Here is a 19,113-nt window from a genome sequence, read left to right as displayed (position 1 = left end):
GCACTTGGCCAACCCTCCGCAATCCCGGCCAGCACCGGGCAGGCCAAGCGCTGATCAAAATTCTAGGTGGCTCAACGTCCTTTCAAGGGTCACGGTACCTATTCCGGCAATCCAGTTCCCACCAGGCCTCGTCTGAACTTAGCAGTCTGTTCGGCAGTTTCGACCACGATCCCCCGCTCCAGAAATTCACTGATAGTAAGATCCGGATGCTTTTCGCGAAGGCTTTGGGCAAGCGTGGTAGCTTCTTGAAGGCGACCCGCCATCGATAAGCAGGCGACTATCCTAGTGTTGGTGTATTTTCCGGGATTCGGTAACCGGCGTAGCGCCGCTAAAGCCTGCTCGTAGTCGCCCTTAAAATAGAGAAGATTTCCCAGTACCGCGTGATACCAGTGGGGTGGGAAAGGGTTGAGCCGCATCCCTTCTTCGACCCACGGAAGCGCTTCGTCTATACGATTTCGCCTTGCCAGCAGTCCGCCGAGCTGTACCAAAGCATTGGCGTCACTGGGATTAAGCTTATACGCCAAACGGAATTCTCTTTCGGAGTTCTCAAAGTCCTTTAGGTAAAGATGCGCAAGCCCAAGCACACGATGGGCGCCAGATTCTCCCTCGTCCAGCTTTACGGCATGTCGTGCGAGCGCGATGCCGTCGCGAAGGACGGCCTCCGGTGCGTTTGCATAGCCGCTGGCTGCGATCCGGGCCAATGCAAGATGTGCGTGTGCCAGCGCAAAGCCCCCGTCGCCCGCAACGGCAGCTTCGAACATTTCCACAGCTTTAACGTTGTCGTCCGGCTCATAGCCTCTGAGATGCACTAGCCCTCGCAGATAAAATTCGTATGCAGCGAGGCTGGCCGGTGGCCTTCGGATGGACTCTCGATAATCAGCGCTCTCGATCTGCCCCACTAGATTGGCGACGATCATTCTCACGATGTCGTCCTGAATGCTGAAGAGATCCGAGGCTCGGCGTTGATATTTTTCTGACCAGACCAATCGCTCCGTGTCGGCCTGGATCATCCGCACCGCGATCCGGACCTCGTCTTGCGACTGACGCATGTTGCCTGTAACGAGATAGGTGGCAGCAAGCTTGCGTCCAACCTCCTTTAAATCCTCCGAACGGTCGCGGAAAGCAAACGCTGAGGACGCCGCAATGACGGACAGGCTCCTGAATCTCGCAAGACCGGAGATGATGTCTTCGGTGAAGCCATCCACCATAAATTCATCTGCGCCTGTCGCAGCGTTTTGAAAGGGAAGGACGGCAACGACGGTTCTGACCAGCTGCTCTTTTGCAGGAGCTCGAGGCCAGTGCCAGGCATGCACCGGCTTCGAAATATTCTTGAGGCGTAGCAGTCCTCCGTCTGCAAACAGCTGCTGCAATTCTTCGGGTAGGGCGGCGTAAGTTGTTTCTGAGATGCACACTCCATCGGGTAACGCATGGTGCTCCAGACGCGCTGCGACATTGACGCCATCGCCGAACACATCGTCATCCGTCGTCATCACCTCGGCGAAGTTTATACCAATCCGAATTCTCACTGGTTTAGTCCCAACGGTAGCGACGGCCTCGCTTGCTAGCAGGTGTTGAACCTGCAACGCCGTCGAGACGGCGACCGCGGGGCTGTCGAATATCGAAAGGAGGCCATCACCCATGAGCTTGATCGTCCGGCCACCACCCTTGACGATCCGAGGTTTCAGTATCTCCTCCTGCAAGACATTAACGCTTGCCAGCGTTCCTTCTTCGTCTGCTTCCATCATGCGCGAGTAGCCGACAACGTCCGCCGTCAAAATGGCCATGAGGCGTCTGGTGGTGGGCGAAGAGGGCATCTGCGACAATTCCCGTGGAAACGAGGAGTGCTGCGAACCAAATGTACAGTCTTGTGGCGTCAATGTCATGCTGACGCAGAAGCAAATGGAGAGTACAGCACCGAGCCCGAAATGTTACCTCGGCTTCCCGTTATTGAGGCCGCTCTATCCTGGTGACCTGCTGTCCGACCGCCTTTGCTGCCGGTTGATTGGCCTTCGATCGCCGTAGACGGTCGAAAATCATCCAATTACTGGTCTGATCGGGCCTGTAAATGGGTTCGACATGTCAACAATCGACTTCATGATATCCAAGCGCCAGCAGGCGATGCTGCGAGCACTCATCCTGCAGCCGAACAGGCTGATTGGAACGAACGAGTTGGTTGCCATTGGCGGGCCTGGAGTTGGCGCGCGCCGCCGCGTGATCCAGGCTTTTGAGCAATCTGGCATCGTGGTGAGGTCCACGCTTGGAAACCAGGTTCCTTATTCGATGGATACAGGCGGTCCCATCTACGAAGAACTGCGGTCGATCTGCATGAAGACCTTCGGGTTGGCTGACGTCGTGGCAGGGGAGTTGGAGCCGTTTCGTGATCGAATCGAGACGGCGTTTCTTTTTCGGATCGATGGCCGCCGGTAACGAACGGCCGGACAGCGACGTCGATCTGATAGTGATCTCCGACGTCGACATGTTCGAGGTTGGCGAAGCGATCGAGCGCTTGCAAAAGGTATTCGGCAGGACGGTCGACCCGTCGGAGTGGAAACTCGACGGGCGGACCAAGCGTCGGAGCCAGCGTGCTGCCAGGATAAGGCGACTTACTCCACCCAGCAGCGTGTATTCGTGCTCAAGCATCCAGGTTCCCCAAACATTCGTTTGTTTCACCTTTTGTTCCTGTAGGCATTGACGCTGGCCCCCATGGAAAACCCGGAGGCGATCGAGGGTTGGCTTGTCGGCGAGCGGCAACAGCGAACCGTATCGCGTTGACCAGGGCGACGCTCGGTGGCAAAGCGGTGGAAGGCTGCACCGTCGCAATGTCCGACATCGACAGCGTTGGCTTCGAGAGGAGCTTCTTCCAGCGGACCGATGCGGAAGTCGTTCAGGAAGAACGTGGTCCACGCCACGTCCACAAACTCTATAGCTTGATCTTCAGAGGGCGCAGGGAACTTGTCACCCTGATTGTCCCCGCCGAACCGGCGGAAAGGAACTACGTGGTTGGTAGCGTCATAGCCGAAACGTAACAGGAAAATCAACTGAAGGCGAGGCCGCGTTCGTCCCAGCCACCGATAGAAGGATGGAGGAGAGGCGAGACGGGCGTCCCGAACGGACAGGACTGGCAGTTTATCGCCATGGCGGCTTCGCGATCGATCCTTCGGACTACTCCAGCTTCGCAGCGAGCATATCGTTATCTAATTTGCATGGGCGTCCCAGTGCGCTATGCCGGCGCGCGGGCTCCCCTAGGTCCGCGCCCTAAGGGCCGCTTCCACCCGGTCGGCACCATGTGTGACGATATAGGCGATCACCATGTAGACGACGACCGCGATCAAGAAGGCTTCGAGGTAGTAGAAATTCAGCGCGGCGGTCAGTTGCGACTGCGCAAAGATATCGACAACCTCGATGGCAAACCCAAGAGAGAGCGCCTTCATGATCACCATGAACGAGTTGGCGAGGTCCGGGATTGCCGCTACGATCACCTGGGGAAGCATGACCCGGCGGAACAATTGGCTGCGTTTGTAGCCCAACGAGTAGGCCGCGTCCGCCTGACCGGTGTCAAAGGAGTTCAGAGCGCCTTTCACGACTTCCGCCTGGAAAGCCGCGACGCAGGTGGTCAATGCGACGATGAGCGTGACCCAGTTCGGCGTCACGTGACCGTTGAACTCGATCCCGATCAACGAGGCCAGGAATTGGAGGGCCGGTGGAAGACCGTAGTAGGCGAGGAAGATCACGATTACCATCGGGACGCCCTTGAAGGCGACCTTGTAGGCAACGACGAGCTCCCGCAGCACTGATACCCGCCGATACTCGACCATCGCAAACAGGCTGCCGACGATCGTGGAGAGGACGAAGATCGCAAGCGCCATGGCGAGCGTCACGGGAACCGCGCCAAGGATGTCCCAGAGATCGGGTAGAAGAACTTCGGAATCGAACATGTGATGACCTCCTCTTTGATCAGACGCTTGCCATCATGGTAACCTTGGCCGGCGTGGCCGCTGGCGCGAACTTCGAGTTCCGCATTTCGAAGAAGCGGACGACGAGCCATGCCACGAGGCACAGCAGCGAATAGATCACCGCCAGTACGAGATACGTCTCAAACTGGTACTGGTTGTAGTCCCGCTCCATGACGAGATGGGCGGTCGCCATCACGTCCGCGGCCCCGATGTACATGACGAGCGCGACGTTGTGGATCAGGTAGATGATCGCGTTGCCGTAGCCGGGCAGGGCAATATGCACGGCCTGCGGCCCGACGACGCGAAGGATCTTTTGACGGAACGTGTATCCGAGACTGTCCGCGGCGTCGTGCTGACCTCGTTCTACAGCGAGATAGGCTGGCCGTAGAACCTCGGAGAGATATCCCCCATGGTAGAGGCTGAGGCCGACCATCGCCGCCACGTTAGGGGACACGAAGTCCTCGACATCGAACAGGTCAACCACCAACGGAAGCCCGTAAAAGGCGACGAACAACTGGAGCACGACGGGGACGCTGCGGGCATAGGACACGTAAAGGTCGGCAAATTGGCTGACCACGGGCGTCCTGCGCACCCGGAACGTCGTTGCAATCAAGGCCAGCACGAAGCCGGCGATCATGGCCGTGAACGTGATCGCAAGCGTCAGCGGCAGCGCCGATAGCAGCTCTGGGATCGTTATGGATAAGTCCACTTCGGAACACTCCTTCTTTCAGTCTTGGGCCTGATCGCCGGTGTCTCAACCGAGCGTTACTTCATGTACGTGGTGATGTCCTCGCCGAACCATTTCTGCGAGAGCTTGGCGAGCGTGCCGTCGGCCTTGAGTTCCTTCAGCGCCTTGTCGATGCCTTCGGAGAGGGCCTTGTTCTCCTCGGAGCGGTGGATCAGGACGAAGGTGTTGTTGATAGCGACGGGCTCGCTCGCCTTGATGTCGAGCTTCTGCTGGTCGATGACCGTCTGCTCGCCAAGGTTGGACGGCAGAACCAGCGCGTCGTACTTGCCGTTCTGGACCTCCTTCAGGCGATCCGGATATGGAATGCCGGCGCTGGAAGCGGTGATCTCGATCTTATAGTCGGGGTTCTGTTCCTGCCACGCCGTGGCGAACTTGTAGATGCCTCCGCCGGCAGTGACGGGCACGATTTTCTTGCCGACGAGATCCTTCATCTCGTTGATGCCGCTGTCTTTGCGGCTATAGATCTTGATCAGGCTGGCGCCAATCGGGCTCTCCGGAATAAGAAACTGCTTTTCGCGAGCGGGCGCACGGTAGTAGCCGCCGGTCGCGACGTCGTACTTGCCAGTGACGAGGCCCGTCTCCTGAGCGATGTCGGCGGCGCCTTCCATCTCGAACTTGTACTGGGGCAGCTTCGCGTTGATGGCTTTCAGGACGTCGGGCTCGTAGCCCTGCGGCTCGACGCCGATCGCACCCCAGGACAGTGGCTTGGATTCGGCTGCCGTCGCGATCTTGATGGTGCGCACGTCCTGGGCATGGGATACGCCAGCCGTTGCGAGAGCGAATGCGACGCCGGCTACGGCGAGGCCGAAAGTACGGCGGGAAGTTGACTTAATAGAAGGCATGTCAGGCATCCTTTCTCTACTGGATTGCAAGCTCGGAATTGAGGAATTGGGCAAGGCGTGGATTCGACGGCGCGTCGAAGATCTCGGTCGGGCTGCCGTCGGCGGCGACGACGCCCCGGTCCATGAAGACGATGCGGTTCGAGATGTTCTTTGCGAACTGCATCTCGTGGGTGACGAGCAGCGAGGTGATCCCCGACGACGTGACGTCCTTGATCACCCTAAGAACTTCGCCGACGAGTTCGGGATCGAGCGACGATGTGGGTTCGTCGAAGAGCATCACGTCCGGTTTGACCGCGAGCGCCCGCGCGATGCCGGTCCGCTGTAGCTGGCCACCGGAGAGCTGGGACGGGTAGCTGTCCAGCTTGTCGGAGAGACCTACCCGATCGAGCTCCTGCAGGGCGATCGCCCGCGCCTCGTCCTTTGACTTGCGCTGCACGACCACGAGCGGATCCATCACGTTCTGAATGACCGTCATGTTCTTGAAGACATTGAACTGCTGGAAGACCATGGCCGTCCGGAGCCGGATCGCCTGTATCGCGGTGTTGTCCGGGCGCTGGTAGTCCATCTTGAGCTTATCGAACGCGATGGTGCCGGACGCCGGCTTTACCAGGTAGTTGATGCACTTCAGCAGCGTCGTCTTGCCGGTACCGCTGGGGCCGATGATCGACACCACGTCTCCGCGCTTCACGGAGAGATCGACGCCGTTGAGAATCTGCGTGGTTCCGTAGGACAGCTTTAGGTTCTTGAGCTCAAGCATTCAGTTCGGTGTCCTTTTCGGTTGTGGTCTCGGCATCGACCCATTCGTCTCCGAGCAGCTCGGGCGTGTCGAACGCCTGGAGGTCGGCGAAATGACGCTCGCGGTCGATGACGAACAACGCCTTGACGATGCCGCGCGCGAGCCGGTCGGCACCTTCGCTGATCGCTGGAATGTCACCGGTGAGCTTGCCGTGGCTCAGCGTCGCCGGGAAATTGAAGCAGTGGATCTTCGCCAACGCCGGGCAGGCGCCGGGTTCCGTCTCGAAGAATTCGAACGCATCTCCAAGATCGGGCGAGCCTTCGAGTTCCGCGTTAGGCATTCCGGCCGGCGTCGGGAAACGGTCGCGCCATAGGCGGATATACGGTGCGACGGCGGCAAGTTCGGGCCGGTTGGTTAGGTCGATCTTGAAGCCGGTTCCGAAGATCAGGAAGTCGACCGGATAGCGGCCTTTCGGCGTCGCCACGACGAGATGGTCGCCGATCTGCTTCAGCTCGCTTATCGGGCTTTCCAGGTGGAGACGGGCCTGCGGGAAGGCGCTGACGCGCAGGACGCTCGGCCGTGGCGGCGGCGTCTGCTGGCCCATCGCGTAGTTCAGGAACCGCCATTTCCACTCGTCGGGAAGGTCCGCAAATCCATGCACCACCCCCTGGCTGCCGATGCCGGTGAACTTGTTGATCCGCGGCAGCTCCTTGCGACGCACGAACATGTCGAGGCGCGCGGCGCCGGCTTCAAGCGCCGTGGCGGCATTGTCCATCGCGGACGCGCCGGCTCCGACGACGCCGACCCGCTTTCCACGAAGTGCGGCGAAGTCGATCTCGTCGGCGGTATGAGCCCAGAAATTTCGATCGATGTCGTCGGCGATGGCAGGTAGAAACGGGCCACCCAGGCCGTCGCGGCCTGTCGCCAGTACCACGTGGCGCGCGATCATGATTTCTGTTCTGTCACCCTGACGGCAAACTAGGTCGAGCATTCCGTCCTCGCGAGGGAGAATCGCGTCGACCGATATCCCGTTGCACACCGGGAGCTCGAGCACCCGGCGGTACCAGATCAGGTAGTCCATCCAGGTCTCGCGCGGCGCGCGGTCGAGAGCGACCCAGGCTTCGTTGCCGTAGCGGGCCTCGTAATAGGCGCGGAACGTAAGAGACGGCAGCCCCATCGCAGGCCCGGTCAACTGCTTGGGGGAGCGAAGTGTTCGCATCCGCGCGAAGGTGACCCATGGCCCCTCCTGGCCAGCGGACGCCTTGTCGAGCACGACGTGGTTCGCGACTCCGAGCCGCTTCAGCATGCCCGATGCGACAAGCCCGGCCATGCCGCCGCCAATGATGACGACGTCGACGACCGTCTTGCCGTCGACTTCGCGAGGAGGAATCCAGGACTTCGCGGGCAACTCCAGCCAGGCAAGATCCTGTTTCAGGCGAGTCTCGAGCGCGTCGAGTCCTTGAGGGAGGGAGGACAGGTCGCTCATGACGGAACTCCCTCAAGCAGTGGAGTCTGTCCATACACGGTGTCGGCCAAGGCCTCGACGCCGCCCGAGTCATGCAGTCGGCAACCGGGCATCGCAAGAGCCACGGCGCGGGCTGCGTCGATCACGGCCGTAACGGTCGGGTTCATCGGCAGCGCTGCAGGCGAGATCGCGCCAAACACGAAGGGTATTGTCTGGTCGATAACGCGCATCACGATGCCCTCGAGCGGAACGCCAACGACGGTGGCCGGCTCGACGATGGCAGCCCCCAGGCCGGCCCGGACCATGGTCAGGGCCGTCATCGAGGCGTTGACGTCGATCATTTGGCCCGGGACGACGCCAGCCCGTTCAAGGGCCTCGTCGACGCGGTGGCGCAGACGATATGGGTTCGCCAAGGTGATGATCCGGCGCTCGGAGAGATCGCCGAGCCGCACGACGCCATCACCGGCGAGCGGATCATCCGCGGCGAGAGCGACGACGCACGGCGCTTCGGCGACCCAGTGCACGTCGAGGCCGGGATGCTCCAGCGGCAGGCTTGCGATCCCGAAGTCCGCCGAGCGGGCGAGCACGGCCTGCACGACATTCTCGGCCGCGAGCGCCTGCACATGAAGGTGGCGTGGAATGAGACCCGGCGCGACGTTCGCGATCGCCTGCGGCAGAACGCCGGCCGCAAGAGACGGCGTGGCCGCGATCGTCAGCGACGCCGGCTCGTCGAGACCGATGGCATTCGCCCGTTCGCGGATGTGGGTGAGGCTTGCGAGATGGCGCTCCACCTCGGCGTGAAACAGTAGGCCGCGCGAGGTCGGGGTGATGCGAGGTCCGCTTCGGTGCAAGAGGGCATAGCCGATGTCGACTTCCAGATCCTGGATGAGCCTGGTCACCGCCGGCTGCGATCGACCAAGCAGCCGCGCCGCGCCGGTCACGCTGCCGGCGGACATCACCGCAGCAAAGGCTTCGAGTTGCCGAATATCGAAAAAGTTAGAATGCATAATGGACATCGAACATCCTCCTTTATGTCAGTAAAGCATGAGAGTCCTCATTTGACGACCGTCAATAGATAAATATTCCGCATCATATGCGACATATCATTACCAATTGACATGATTGGGTGTCGCGCCTACCTAGACCGAATGCCTTTGATGTACTGAGGAGCCTGTTTTGACACTCATCGAAACCCTCGTCTCCGCGAGGCCGGGCTCCGCGCTCGCCGAAGCCATGGAAAAACGCACCGAGATCTTGCGTCTGAGTGAGGCTGCCCATGACGCCGTGCTCCTGCCGCGCGATCCCGGCGGACTGTCCCACGGCTTCAGGGCCGCGCTCGCTGCACGAATGGCGCGCCACAATCACAACACTGCTCTCGCAAGCCACTATGACACCCTGGTCGCCCGTGCCGACGAACCGGCGACGGCCTTGCTCGCCGAGCCCGACACGAACGTGGCGGACCCGCGTACCGCGGAGATCGTCCGTCATGCCGACCGGCTGACGGTCGCGCCACGCGATGCGACGCGAGCGCATATCGAGGCCTTGCGCCAAGTCGGCGTAACCGATGCCGACATCGTCCGGCTCGCGGAGCTTGCGGCCTTCGTCAACTACCAGGTCCGCGTTCTCGCCGGCCTGAAGCTGCTTGGAGAAATGCGATGAGCGAGGTCGTCCACACCTTCACTACGACTGTGCCGCGCTGGCAGCCCTATGTCGTTCCAGTCGATTTCGCGACCGCCACCGACGAGCAGCACGCGGCGATGCAGACGACGCCGTCCAAAAAGGGCATCTCGCCCTATGTGCTCACCCTGGCGCACGACCCCGAGACGCTCGCGGTCCGCTCGCCCCTGTTCAACCTGATCATGTACGGAAAGGACGGACTGGCATCGAGCGAACGCGAGCTGGGCGCCGTCGCCGCGTCCGTTGTCAACCGCTGCGTCTACTGCGCGGCCGTCCACGCATCGCGCTTCAACAACCTGACGAAACGCACAGATGTCATCGACGCCGTGTTCGCCGACGGTCTCGAGGCAGAGTTGGATGAGCATCTGCAGGCAATCTTCGACTTCTCGGCACGGCTGTCGACCACGCCTGCCGAGGCGACGGCGGCCGACGCGCAGGCGCTGGCCGACGTCGGGCTCGACGAACTCGAAGCTGTCGATCTCGTCCTCTCGTCCGCCATCTTCGGCTGGGCTAACCGCCTGATGCATACGCTCGGCGAGCCGATGAAAGATTAAGATGATCGCGGTGTCGGCTGGTGGCTGGTGGAGGCCGAGGGGCAGAAGTTCGGCAACCTGATCGAGTCTACATGTAACGCCGCGCCATGAACTGCTGGTTCGGCGACGACTCCTATTTGACCGACTTCCTCGTCACCACGAGCGAGGGTGCAACCCATTACTGGTTTGATTGCACCAATATTAGGTGCATTGCGGAGGTTTGCAAAGTCCACCACGGCAAATCAGCTCCCGGTTCGGTGGCTTCTGGGCGCCTACATCCACCCGGACCACCAGGTGAAGATCGGGCGAGTAGTCTTGACTCAAAAAAGTTGTTCATATCTTGTTCGCGATGATCAAGCTCCGTCGAATATCACGAATACGGTGAACTGCAGGCCGCCTCCGGGCGGACGAAATGGGCCGCTGCAAGTCTATACGACCGAGCGCTATCTGAGCCCACGGGCATTGCGATCAGTCTGTTTCATACTTACGCGACTATTTACCGCTGGTTTCCGGACCGTCGATCAGCCTGTGATGGACGTCGCAGAGCAACATCAGGTTGGCCGGATCCTTTGATAGCTTGGCGGACAGAACCTTGTCGCCGCGCGCTCCCTTCGGAGCGTCAGCGACGATGTGAGCAATGTAGGCTGTGTTAAGGTCTGATTTGCCGGAAAGCAGGTCGCCGATGAGGAGCTTGTTGCGAAAGGCGCAGCGCCCCGCCGAGCGGGCCCAGACGATTGCTTTCACGTTCGGGGGAATTGCGGACCTTCAGGGGGCGATGCCGCGACTGAGGCATCGGCATGAATATCAAGCAGCTCTTCATCATCTGCCATGCTATTCCTCAACTATATGCGGGAGGATTGATTCATTCGCTGAACTGTTGGAAATCGACGAGGTAGATTTTGCCACCTAGAACTATAGAAACGCGCGGAAATTATCATTACGTGACCGAAACATGCTGTTTCCACTTCCCGATGCATCGCAGTTTCTGCGTTTAGCTCCGTTATATTTTTTTCCCAGTATTTGCTGGTGATCTTCAGTTATTGCGCCCCGCCCGCAATCTCTGCGTTGGGCGAGGCGTAATCTGCGTCATTTCAATGGCTGCCGGTCAAAATGAATGGCTGCCTACAGGAACTGTAACGAGCACATATACCCCGCGTTTTTCTTCGGATCGCGTATTGAAAACAAAAGACAAATCGGAGTGCCGCGCAGCGTCCTCCGCCAAAAAGCACCAAAGCCCCGCCGTTTTCACCGTTCCCTCAGCGCGCATCCGCGTAACCTCCGCCAGCGCCATCTTTATTTGTGCATCCCATAAAGCCGAACCTTTCCAAGGGCTGACGACACCCATAAAGTGCACCCACAATACTTGTGCTCGATTCCGTTTCGGGCTGGGGAGGGCAATTGGGCGCAGTCATCGACGATCTGTTGAACGTACCCGAACGTGAGAACGGCGGCCGCACGGCGTACGACAGATTTGACTTTCAGACTGCTTGGGGAATTTCCAAGGTCATCGACTTGCACCAAGCCGGCGCCAACTACGCTGTTGGGTTCGAGTTCCACGACGACCTGGTCGAGCTTGACGACGCAGATGCGCCGACGGTTGCCGTGTTCTACCAGATGAAGTCACTGGATTCAGGTCACTGGACCCTTTCTCGAATCCTTGACCGGCCGGTAGCTGGAAAGACGAAACAGACGCTGAAATCGTCGATCGCGGGAAAGATGTTCGACAACATCAAGCGGTTCGGCGCCGTTGTTGGCAAGCTCGTGATGGTCAGCAACCAGCCGCTGTCGGAGGTCGGGGCACGCTACGAGGAAGTTCCCCTGGCAACATTGCAAGAGGCCGACGTTGCAAAATTCGTGACGGCAATAAAGCTCGAGTGCAGAGGGTTCAAAGAGTCGGATCACCTCGGTTACTTCCATTACGAGCAATGCCGTCTGGGGCTGGGGAGTTATGAAGACGCCGTCTTCGGACAGGTCGGAATGCTTCTCCACGAACGCAATATTGACGCCCGCCCGATCCCATTCACCCTGCACCTCGTCAACGAAGGACGGCGTCGTTCGAAAAAGCTCGCTCAGGTCAAGAATTTCGAGGAGCTTAAGCGATCCAAGTTCATGACACGGGAACAGGTTGAGGGTTGGCTGACCCAGCTCGACAACGAGGCCAGCTACCGGCCCACATGGGAAAGTGCATCAAGACACCTCCATCTCGATCATAGTCGCGAGGCCGCCCTGAGCAGGGAATGGCACAGCTACATGGCTGAGAAAAAGAGGCGTTGGAGTGCGGCGACCTTGGAAATGGCATCCGAGGTCAAGACAAAGATTGCGCCCATTGTCGACGGTGCCGGCGAGCTTTTTGATGGAATCAACACTGCGGTTCCACTGGTCGCGGCCCAGATCCGAAAATGGAAACCGGGTGCGTCGGACGATTTTGTCTTCGCCGTCGCTCTTTACGAGTACATGCGATGAAACCAAGCGACAACTTCCTTCTTCTCGTCCGGAACCTCAGAAAAAAGAACCATGAAAAGCTTGATATTCGAAAGTCTGGAGTTGCTGTCGCTGACCGAAAAGAAGGCGAGAAAGGTGATGTTCCACCCGCGCCTGACGGTGATAACGGGCAAGAACCGCGTCGGTAAATCCTCGCTTATCAAATGCATTTACTGGACCCTGGGCGCGGAGCCGGCCGTGGTGCATCCGAAGTGGAAGGACGTCAACGTCAAGTCCTTGCTGACCTTCACCGTCGATGGGACCAGATTTCAAGCGGTTCGCAACAAGAAGACGGTTGCGATTTTCGACGCCAACAACGAGCTTCTGCTATCCACATCGTCGTTCACCAGCGAGCTTGGACCTTTCATCGCGGAACTTCTCGGCTTCAAGCTGGTATTTTCGAACCGGCAAGGTCAGCCGGAGACACCACCGCCAGCCTACGCGTTTCTTCCTATGTACGTAGACCAAGATGGAGGATGGCAGAGACCGCTGACGTCGTTCGCGAATCTTGGACAGTACACGCGCTTTCGACCTGCGCTCATCTACTTTCATTCAGGAATTCGACCCAACGAGTACTACGAGCTGACGGCTAAAAAGAAGAAGCTTGAAATCGAAAAAGCGGTCTTCGAACAGGATCGTACCATCGTCTGCAAGGCTCGTGACAAGCTCAAGCTGCAGCCCGAATTCTCTGGCCTCGAGCTCAATGCGGTCGAACACGAGATCGCAATCAATGATCTTCTCTTGCGGATGCGATCGATACTTACGATCCGTCAGACGAGAGCAGTCGAGCTAGCAGACATTCTCGACCAACGAGCCAGTATCGATCAGCAGATCGCCATGGTCCAGGCGTCCGCGAGTGAACTTGCGGACGACGCCGCCTGGTCGGCAGACCAGCCGGATGAGATCATGTGTCCCACGTGTGGAGTGGTCCACGTCAACGACTTTCGGAATCGTTTTGCGATCCTGGCCGATAGGGAGGAGTGCTTCGAGTTCTTGAATGGCGCGCAACAGAAACGCCGGCAACTGGCCGACAGCGTGGCGAAACTCCAAGCCGCCATCGGCGAGGCCGATTCCACGATTGGCGAGATGCAGCGAATCCTTGAAGAGAAGCGCGGTGAACTAACCCTGGAGGATGTCATCGAGGCGCGGGGCCGGGCGGCCGCATACGAGGTTTTCGAGGAGCAGATTAGGGAGCTTGAACACTTTATCGGGGAAAAGGCGGGGGAAATCTCGGATGCGGAGGACGAGATCGGCAAACTGGAAGATCCCGCTCGGCGCGACAAGATCGAGAACTACTATGCCGCGCTAATGGGCACCTACATGCGAAATCTGAACGTCCAGGAGGCTGACAACGACGCGGTTACGAAGATCGCAGGGTCCATGGTCGAAACAGGAAGCGAACAGCCCCGTCTTCTTCTGGCGTATGTCCTTGCTTTGGCCGACACCATTCAGAAGTTCACGACGGCCTTCAGCGCTCCGCTTGTTATCGACAGTCCGGTGCAGCAGGAACAGGACATGAGCAATGCCCCGGCCATCATTCGACAAGTCATGTCCAAACGACCGAACGGTGGACAGACCATTGTCGGAACGATCTCGCTTCACGGAAACCAGCCTCAGGATGCCGACGTCATCACATTCACTGAGAACCGGTCAGTCCTTCGCGCCTCGGAATACGAGGCGACCTACAGAAAGATGACGCCTTTACTGTCGCAGATGTGAGCTGACCCGTCTCAACCAAGAATTTTGTTAAAATATCGGAAGCACCAAGCTCCATCCCACCGGCTGAGGCAGCCGAATCCCGGCTACAGGCAGACCATCTAACTCTGACCTGTCGGGTCAAGAAGTGGGCGGGCGTCCTGTGGATCTCGACGACGCGTCATGACAATACCTTCAGAGCTCACCTACCCGACACCGCGATCACTTCCGCCACGCTGACGCGAACGCCTTCGAACCCTCGGTGGCGGGCCTCCATATAGGCGGTCCCCAGCGCCCCATCGAAGAGCCATTCCAATATCTGCGACAGGCGGGCGGACGCCCTTTTCGCCGCTGTCGGCAAGCTGACAAAATCCGGTGCCGTTGCCATTCCCGAGGGTGCCACGGTTTGCAGCCGAGCAATAAACCGGTCGAGTTCATCCAGCGGGAAGAGGGGAGCTACCCCATGCTGCCTGTAGTCCTCGATCAACGGTTTGACGTATCCCTCCTTCAGGACGATGTCCCACGAGGATCTCCCGATGTTCACCCGCTCCCTCGCGGCGTCGGTCTTGAGAGACGACTGCCATCGATGAATGAAGGATTCGATCTCGCCGGCCGCGACAACAGTTCGGCTATCAGCGGTTTCGTCGCCAGACGGGATCAGGCCCGCTGCCGCGAACATCTTCCGGGCAGTCTTGTGATGCAGTCCGAATTCCTTCGTGGCGGAATGAACTGAATGCCAGCGTCGCGGAGAGGCCTTCCCGAAAAGCTGATGGTCGGGACCGATCGGAAGGGACCGGACGGCGGTTTCTCGAATGAGGTCGCGAATAGGATCGTAGGCCGGGTCCTCATTTTCATGTGCGAGCATTTCGTAAAGACGGCCGTAGATCAGTCGGCCTCCGAAATCGCCGTTCCCGTTCCAGAATCGGTCATGGAGCGAACCAGGCATTCGGAGAAGGCCGCCGCCCCGGACGAGGTTATCTCGAAGCCAGTTCGACCGGCTTCAAGCCACTCGGCCTCGCTAAGGTCGCCCGCGACGAAGTTTCGGCCATGATTGACGATCGCGCCGACCGTCTCGGTGAGCTTTCCTGCCGCGTAAAGAGGGAGCTCGTCCAACCAGAATGAAGATCGAGAACGCCCGAGAAGCCGATCCGACACATACTTCTCAAAGGCAGACGGGGTGGCCGGCGTCGCGACCTTGCAGAATGCATTCCATGACTCGCGTGCGAGCCGTACTCGCGCAGCAAAGTCGTGCGGCGAGCCGAACTGGATCGGGTCTGGCAGGGGAACGAGATAGGATGCATGGATCGGGCAGGTCCTGATGAAAGTTGGAAGCCAGGAAAGCCGACCGTATGACCAAGGATTCGAGCCAGGGCACGGGCGATCGCCGCATCGTCTACCCGGAGGAATTCGCATCCCGCGACCAGCGCTTCGATCTGTCCACGCAGTCGGATTTCCTTCTCCGTATCGTTTCTCGAGAGGACGTCGAGGCCACGCTCGATCGTAAGATAGGTTGCGAAGGGTATCGTGATCTCCGATCGTTCGAAGAACTCCTGAATTCCAGGCTTGGGGCGAGGTTTCAGCCTCTCGCTAAGAAGGCACGCAGCTACAATGAATTTCACATTGGTCTCCTGAAGGATTCAGCCGGGTTTCGACCGGCATTCGGAGACGTACGGCGCCGCGGCGTCTAAAGTGTTAAAGGCGCCAGACGTTCGACATTTTTTGCTCGGCGCGCGCGAACCGCCGCATGGATTGGACGTAGCGCGCTATGAAGATGGTGTGGCGTCGATAGAAAGAAGCACTTTCCGATCTTGACCTGAGCCAAGCACTACCTGCCATCTGGAAAATGACAAGGAGACCTCACTCCGGGTGACATCGGCAACGGTGACAACGAAGCGGCCGACACCCTCCGTCCGCGTGTCTCCAGCAAGCACTCCCGCCTTTCCTCCGTCGAAGACGAATGACCCCGCGCGGGTTTCCCACGCGTCGTATGCGCCGACCGAGGATTCATCTACTTCCACGCTGACGTTGGGAATAATGATGCCTGGGTTCCGCAGCCTCACGGACTGCTTGAACGCTCCGAAGTTGTTCTTGCCGTTCAGGAAAACGAAGTACGGAACGTCTTCGACTTGTCCGATGAAGCCTGGCTGTTCACGCGTGGAGCGGGGAAGGATGAGACTGCGCAAGGGAGCCTCGGCGACGTCGCCAACCCAGAATTCAGAGATCGAAAGCATCTTCAGCACTCCTAGCCTCGTTCGCGTTGAAGCGGTGCCATGAAGATCGTCCAGAAAAGTTCTGCGCCTCCTTCCGGCGAAAGCTTCTCGTCACGACCGTTGCCCGTCATGTGCCTCATCCCAGAGCACTTCAGGAAAAGCGATTGATCGTCAAACTCCACATGCAGCATCTCATTGTAGGAATTGCTCGCCGAGATTTCGCCGTCCGAATATGCTATGCCGTTGATAAAGCCTCGGTCGCCGCCGACAAAAACGGTACATCGGCTGAGGGCCTTGCCATTGCGGTAGGCCGACGCAGTGAACCGGTTTGCATCGATCCTTCGCATGTCTCCCTCCACGCCGGGATTGCGTGTTTGGAGTTCGTTTAGGGAGTTCTCGAAGAACTTGGCGATGAACTCGAAGCTATCGGCCTTGAAGCGATCTCGGTCGCGGTCGGTGAAGGTCTTCGTCATGCGGAGGTTGCTCGAGCGAGGCGTGTCCGGGAGCGTTCGCTTGAGGGCTGACGATTCAGTCGGAGGAGAGAATCTGGTCCGAGCAACGCCCGCATCGACGGCAACTTTCCCAATCCGCTCGGCCGCAGCCCGCACGGCTTTTGCGACCTCGAGAAAGGCCTGGTCGCGGTCGACGGCCTGAGTGATGGGGCGACCGTCGGGTGGCGTGGCATTTAGCTTACCGAACGGCGCGCCATGCCAATCGCATGCCCGAAGGATAACAGGTATGACGATCGCGCTGCCCGCCGCCTGGCGCTCCATCGCCGCCATCATTTCGCGGTCGTAGCAGTAGTCGGAATTGATGAAGTCGGGACTGACCAAAAGAAGAATGATGTCTGCCGATGTAAGGTTCTTACTGATCGCCGCGTCGATTTCCTCTCCCGCGCCGATCCTCCGGTCATGCCATGTTTCCACGACGCCTTGGCGCTTCAGGATCGACAACTGCTTCTCGAGCTGATCCCGCAATGCTTCGTCTACGTGACAATATGAAAAGAAGACGCTAGCCATTCGTAACTCCAACAATTCTTCGGATCGGTCGGCGCCGCATTTCAGTTGCGGCGCGATCACTAGGATCAGGACAAGGGACGGGGCTCCTCCCGCGGCGACGCCGGCAGGCCGAGTTCCGTGCGTGCAGCAGCGAACTGCATGTCGAGCAGTTCAAGGAGGCGTTCGCCAAGCAATGCGGTTTCCCTGTCGGCATCTGACCATCGATAGAGCGTACGGTCCCGAAGCGAGAGCACCGCGAAGTCGTCGGGGCGGCCGTCCAAGGGGTGATGGGTAGCTACGGAGCACAACGCGGCGCGTACAAGGTGTGCGCTGAGATCATGTTGGGTGTTCCAGAGATGAACTGCAGTCCGTCGCCCTGCGATTTCCAACAGGAAGTCTGGCACGAACTCAAGCTTGAACTGTCCGGCCGGACTCTCGAACAACACCGCCTGAGACGAGAACATCTCACCGGGGTGTTCTTCCTTCCATACGAAGAACTGCTCCAACGCCCGCCGAGCCGACCGCCGTTCAGGCTCCCTAGATATCTGCTGGGTGGACGCTAGCACCTCGGCAGGCGTGAGGCCTGCGAACGAGACTTGCTGAACGCGGTAGCGGAAGCTTTTATGAAAATCGTAGCCACCCGAACTAGGACGGCACCGGTCCCGAACGATGGATCGTTGGGGACGAGGGTTGCTGTTGATGATCTTCAGAAACGCGGAGAAACCTATTTTCGGAACTGGCATGCAATGACCTTTTCGATAAACGCGACCGACCCGCGGATGACGGCAGTCGAAGGATTGGACTGAACTGCGGACGAAATCACAGGTCGCTTTTAAGGCCGGCAGTCCCTCCCTGGTTTCTGATCGCGTAAACCTCTTGCCGCCTCGACATCGTTATGTTGCCCTTCGATATCCGGAGCGGCACGCCTGCAGCTTCCGCCAACCGCCGGGGTTCGTTTCTAAACCGATAGGCAAGATCGGGAGGCGCAAGGAAATGTCTCGCGAACATGTCAGCTTGGTCCTCGACGCTTTCGGTTGCCGTCATGCCTCTGATGTTCTGGACGGCGCCACGCGAATCCTTGTGCATGGGCACGTCCTTTTCCCGGTGCAGCAGGAAGTGACCTAACTCATGGGCAAGAACGAGCCTTGCCTCGGCGTCTCCATCGCACGCCGCAAGATAGACCGACTTCCTGACTGTTATCCGGCCCTTCAGCGGCTCGGCTAGCGCGTCTTCTGTCATCTCGGAATCTCGGGCGATGACGAGCCTGAAATCCGGGAACCTTTCGACAAGCTTGAACTCGATAATGTTGACGATGTCGACGAGTTCGACATGCTGCATGTCGAACTCGCTACGATACTTCATCGCCACCGACATCATCTTCGGAGTGTTTAGTCCTCTGGATGTGAAGTAGTCGTTTGCCATGTCTCGCGGTACCTCGTCAGGTCGACGATTGATGCGGAACGAAGCTCCCTCGGGGTCTCGACCTTGGTCGAGACTGCCTTGGAGCGCTCGTTGCGGAGGATCTTCGGAAAGGTGTCGATGTCGATCCCGAGGAACTCGCAAAGGGTTTCTCGTTCCGTAGCCGTCAGGACATCGATCCCTGCTTCGACGTCGCTGAGCGACGTGATGTCGATACCGGTCTTCTCGGAGAGCTCCCTAAAGACCCAGCGGCAAGCCTGCCGCTTATGCCGGACGATTTCTCCAAAACTGCGCAACGCGGCCTTCAGGCCGACGTCTTCATTGTCGGTCATGCTTTAACCTCACTCTGGGTTTCA

General features: G+C 59.0%; 24 protein-coding genes. 8 read left to right on the top strand and 16 right to left on the bottom strand.

The features are described from left to right. Positions 1–98: 98 nt before the first annotated feature. Positions 99–1,784 (bottom strand): adenylate/guanylate cyclase domain-containing protein, encoded by a 1,686-nt coding sequence (locus ACZ9BX_RS07955; RefSeq protein WP_476216956.1) that lies wholly within the window; start codon positions 1,782–1,784, stop codon positions 99–101. A gap of 292 nt (positions 1,785–2,076) precedes the next feature. On the opposite strand from ACZ9BX_RS07955, the gene ACZ9BX_RS07950 reads away from it, so the two are divergent. From ACZ9BX_RS07950 to ACZ9BX_RS07940, 3 genes are all read left to right on the top strand, one after another. Beyond that, positions 2,077–2,427 carry a hypothetical protein gene (locus ACZ9BX_RS07950; RefSeq protein ID WP_476216955.1) on the top strand — a complete coding sequence of 117 codons (351 nt, stop codon included), beginning with the start codon at positions 2,077–2,079 and terminating at the stop codon, positions 2,425–2,427. Then, positions 2,414–2,692: a hypothetical protein gene (locus tag ACZ9BX_RS07945; RefSeq protein ID WP_476216954.1), complete on the top strand. Its 279-nt coding sequence runs from the start codon at positions 2,414–2,416 to the stop codon at positions 2,690–2,692. The genes ACZ9BX_RS07950 and ACZ9BX_RS07945 overlap by 14 nt, the downstream gene beginning before the upstream one ends. Before the next feature lie 76 nt (positions 2,693–2,768). Beyond that, positions 2,769–3,026, top strand: coding sequence for a hypothetical protein (locus tag ACZ9BX_RS07940; RefSeq protein ID WP_476216952.1), 258 nt, complete (start codon positions 2,769–2,771; stop codon positions 3,024–3,026). Positions 3,027–3,242: 216 nt separating this feature from the next. Here the strand turns inward: ACZ9BX_RS07940 and ACZ9BX_RS07935 are convergent, their stop codons facing one another. The 6 genes from ACZ9BX_RS07935 to ACZ9BX_RS07910 are packed head-to-tail and all read right to left on the bottom strand — an operon-like array spanning position 3,243 to position 8,760. Continuing rightward, positions 3,243–3,935 (bottom strand): amino acid ABC transporter permease, encoded by a 693-nt coding sequence (locus ACZ9BX_RS07935; RefSeq protein ID WP_476216951.1) that lies wholly within the window; start codon positions 3,933–3,935, stop codon positions 3,243–3,245. A gap of 19 nt (positions 3,936–3,954) precedes the next feature. Beyond that, complete coding sequence (locus ACZ9BX_RS07930) at positions 3,955–4,662, bottom strand: amino acid ABC transporter permease (protein WP_476216949.1); 708 nt, start codon at positions 4,660–4,662, stop codon at positions 3,955–3,957. A gap of 56 nt (positions 4,663–4,718) precedes the next feature. Further along, entirely contained in the window at positions 4,719–5,543 is an 825-nt protein-coding gene (locus ACZ9BX_RS07925; protein ID WP_476216947.1) for an amino acid ABC transporter substrate-binding protein, read from the bottom strand. 16 nt (positions 5,544–5,559) lie between these two features. Next, positions 5,560–6,300, bottom strand: a complete 741-nt coding sequence (locus ACZ9BX_RS07920) for an amino acid ABC transporter ATP-binding protein (RefSeq protein ID WP_476216945.1) — start codon at positions 6,298–6,300, stop codon at positions 5,560–5,562. Next, positions 6,293–7,765 (bottom strand): NAD(P)-binding domain-containing protein, encoded by a 1,473-nt coding sequence (locus ACZ9BX_RS07915; RefSeq protein WP_476216943.1) that lies wholly within the window; start codon positions 7,763–7,765, stop codon positions 6,293–6,295. The genes ACZ9BX_RS07920 and ACZ9BX_RS07915 overlap by 8 nt, the downstream gene beginning before the upstream one ends. Further along, positions 7,762–8,760, bottom strand: coding sequence for a LysR family transcriptional regulator (locus ACZ9BX_RS07910; protein WP_476216941.1), 999 nt, complete (start codon positions 8,758–8,760; stop codon positions 7,762–7,764). The genes ACZ9BX_RS07915 and ACZ9BX_RS07910 overlap by 4 nt, the downstream gene beginning before the upstream one ends. A 160-nt stretch (positions 8,761–8,920) precedes the next feature. On the opposite strand from ACZ9BX_RS07910, the gene ACZ9BX_RS07905 reads away from it, so the two are divergent. Continuing rightward, the gene (locus tag ACZ9BX_RS07905) at positions 8,921–9,403 is read left to right on the top strand and encodes a CMD domain-containing protein (RefSeq protein WP_476216939.1); all 483 of its coding nucleotides are present in this window, start codon (positions 8,921–8,923) and stop codon (positions 9,401–9,403) included. Continuing rightward, positions 9,400–9,975, top strand: coding sequence for a peroxidase-related enzyme (locus ACZ9BX_RS07900; protein WP_476216937.1), 576 nt, complete (start codon positions 9,400–9,402; stop codon positions 9,973–9,975). The genes ACZ9BX_RS07905 and ACZ9BX_RS07900 overlap by 4 nt, the downstream gene beginning before the upstream one ends. Positions 9,976–10,446: 471 nt before the next feature. Here ACZ9BX_RS07900 and ACZ9BX_RS07895 read toward each other — a convergent pair whose 3' ends face one another. Further along, positions 10,447–10,698, bottom strand: a complete 252-nt coding sequence (locus ACZ9BX_RS07895) for a hypothetical protein (protein ID WP_476216935.1) — start codon at positions 10,696–10,698, stop codon at positions 10,447–10,449. A 361-nt stretch (positions 10,699–11,059) separates the two neighbouring features. Next, positions 11,060–11,299 (bottom strand): hypothetical protein, encoded by a 240-nt coding sequence (locus ACZ9BX_RS07890; protein ID WP_476216933.1) that lies wholly within the window; start codon positions 11,297–11,299, stop codon positions 11,060–11,062. Between the two features lie 53 nt (positions 11,300–11,352). Between ACZ9BX_RS07890 and ACZ9BX_RS07885 the strand changes: the two genes are divergently transcribed. Together ACZ9BX_RS07885 and ACZ9BX_RS07880 are read left to right on the top strand one after the other, a co-directional pair. Continuing rightward, on the top strand, positions 11,353–12,417 hold the full coding sequence (locus ACZ9BX_RS07885; RefSeq protein ID WP_476216931.1) for a dsDNA nuclease domain-containing protein: 1,065 nt from the start codon (positions 11,353–11,355) through the stop codon (positions 12,415–12,417). A gap of 51 nt (positions 12,418–12,468) precedes the next feature. Continuing rightward, complete coding sequence (locus tag ACZ9BX_RS07880) at positions 12,469–14,154, top strand: hypothetical protein (protein ID WP_476216929.1); 1,686 nt, start codon at positions 12,469–12,471, stop codon at positions 14,152–14,154. A 178-nt stretch (positions 14,155–14,332) separates the two neighbouring features. On the opposite strand, the gene ACZ9BX_RS07875 is transcribed toward ACZ9BX_RS07880, so the two are convergent. Both ACZ9BX_RS07875 and ACZ9BX_RS07870 read right to left on the bottom strand, forming a co-directional pair. Then, positions 14,333–14,809: a hypothetical protein gene (locus ACZ9BX_RS07875; RefSeq protein WP_476216927.1), complete on the bottom strand. Its 477-nt coding sequence runs from the start codon at positions 14,807–14,809 to the stop codon at positions 14,333–14,335. Between the two features lie 206 nt (positions 14,810–15,015). Further along, positions 15,016–15,285: a hypothetical protein gene (locus ACZ9BX_RS07870; protein ID WP_476216925.1), complete on the bottom strand. Its 270-nt coding sequence runs from the start codon at positions 15,283–15,285 to the stop codon at positions 15,016–15,018. Positions 15,286–15,479: 194 nt separating this feature from the next. Here ACZ9BX_RS07870 and ACZ9BX_RS07865 point away from each other — a divergent pair, with 194 nt between their 5' ends. After that, positions 15,480–15,818 (top strand): hypothetical protein, encoded by a 339-nt coding sequence (locus ACZ9BX_RS07865; RefSeq protein ID WP_476216923.1) that lies wholly within the window; start codon positions 15,480–15,482, stop codon positions 15,816–15,818. A gap of 75 nt (positions 15,819–15,893) precedes the next feature. Here the strand turns inward: ACZ9BX_RS07865 and ACZ9BX_RS07860 are convergent, their stop codons facing one another. The 5 genes from ACZ9BX_RS07860 to ACZ9BX_RS07840 form a co-directional block, all read right to left on the bottom strand. After that, entirely contained in the window at positions 15,894–16,370 is a 477-nt protein-coding gene (locus ACZ9BX_RS07860; RefSeq protein WP_476216921.1) for a hypothetical protein, read from the bottom strand. 2 nt (positions 16,371–16,372) lie between these two features. Then, positions 16,373–17,359, bottom strand: a complete 987-nt coding sequence (locus ACZ9BX_RS07855) for a toll/interleukin-1 receptor domain-containing protein (RefSeq protein ID WP_476216919.1) — start codon at positions 17,357–17,359, stop codon at positions 16,373–16,375. Between the two features lie 65 nt (positions 17,360–17,424). After that, positions 17,425–17,844 (bottom strand): hypothetical protein, encoded by a 420-nt coding sequence (locus ACZ9BX_RS07850; protein ID WP_476216918.1) that lies wholly within the window; start codon positions 17,842–17,844, stop codon positions 17,425–17,427. Positions 17,845–18,157: 313 nt separating this feature from the next. Then, positions 18,158–18,760 (bottom strand): ImmA/IrrE family metallo-endopeptidase, encoded by a 603-nt coding sequence (locus ACZ9BX_RS07845; protein ID WP_476216917.1) that lies wholly within the window; start codon positions 18,758–18,760, stop codon positions 18,158–18,160. After that, positions 18,727–19,089 (bottom strand): helix-turn-helix domain-containing protein, encoded by a 363-nt coding sequence (locus ACZ9BX_RS07840; RefSeq protein ID WP_476216916.1) that lies wholly within the window; start codon positions 19,087–19,089, stop codon positions 18,727–18,729. The genes ACZ9BX_RS07845 and ACZ9BX_RS07840 overlap by 34 nt, the downstream gene beginning before the upstream one ends. Positions 19,090–19,113 lie beyond the last annotated feature (24 nt).

This window comes from Rhizobium sp. USDA 3886, assembly GCF_056279785.1.
This window is presented reverse-complemented; position numbering and strand designations above follow the sequence as displayed.

Bases quoted from the DNA above. Each gene is read 5' to 3' on its own strand.
- ACZ9BX_RS07935 (WP_476216951.1), bottom strand. From the start codon at position 3,935: ATGTTCGATTCCGAAGTTCTTCTACCCGATCTCTGGGACATCCTTGGC.
- ACZ9BX_RS07920 (WP_476216945.1), bottom strand. From the start codon at position 6,300: ATGCTTGAGCTCAAGAACCTAAAGCTGTCCTACGGAACCACGCAGATT.
- ACZ9BX_RS07875 (WP_476216927.1), bottom strand. From the start codon at position 14,809: ATGTTCGCGGCAGCGGGCCTGATCCCGTCTGGCGACGAAACCGCTGAT.
- ACZ9BX_RS07855 (WP_476216919.1), bottom strand. From the start codon at position 17,359: ATGGCTAGCGTCTTCTTTTCATATTGTCACGTAGACGAAGCATTGCGG.
- ACZ9BX_RS07910 (WP_476216941.1), bottom strand. From the start codon at position 8,760: ATGTCCATTATGCATTCTAACTTTTTCGATATTCGGCAACTCGAAGCC.
- ACZ9BX_RS07880 (WP_476216929.1), top strand. From the start codon at position 12,469: ATGAAAAGCTTGATATTCGAAAGTCTGGAGTTGCTGTCGCTGACCGAA.
- ACZ9BX_RS07840 (WP_476216916.1), bottom strand. From the start codon at position 19,089: ATGACCGACAATGAAGACGTCGGCCTGAAGGCCGCGTTGCGCAGTTTT.
- ACZ9BX_RS07950 (WP_476216955.1), top strand. From the start codon at position 2,077: ATGTCAACAATCGACTTCATGATATCCAAGCGCCAGCAGGCGATGCTG.
- ACZ9BX_RS07890 (WP_476216933.1), bottom strand. From the start codon at position 11,299: ATGGGTGTCGTCAGCCCTTGGAAAGGTTCGGCTTTATGGGATGCACAA.
- ACZ9BX_RS07925 (WP_476216947.1), bottom strand. From the start codon at position 5,543: ATGCCTTCTATTAAGTCAACTTCCCGCCGTACTTTCGGCCTCGCCGTA.
- ACZ9BX_RS07945 (WP_476216954.1), top strand. From the start codon at position 2,414: ATGGCCGCCGGTAACGAACGGCCGGACAGCGACGTCGATCTGATAGTG.
- ACZ9BX_RS07865 (WP_476216923.1), top strand. From the start codon at position 15,480: ATGACCAAGGATTCGAGCCAGGGCACGGGCGATCGCCGCATCGTCTAC.
- ACZ9BX_RS07900 (WP_476216937.1), top strand. From the start codon at position 9,400: ATGAGCGAGGTCGTCCACACCTTCACTACGACTGTGCCGCGCTGGCAG.
- ACZ9BX_RS07955 (WP_476216956.1), bottom strand. From the start codon at position 1,784: ATGGCCATTTTGACGGCGGACGTTGTCGGCTACTCGCGCATGATGGAA.
- ACZ9BX_RS07845 (WP_476216917.1), bottom strand. From the start codon at position 18,760: ATGGCAAACGACTACTTCACATCCAGAGGACTAAACACTCCGAAGATG.
- ACZ9BX_RS07915 (WP_476216943.1), bottom strand. From the start codon at position 7,765: ATGAGCGACCTGTCCTCCCTCCCTCAAGGACTCGACGCGCTCGAGACT.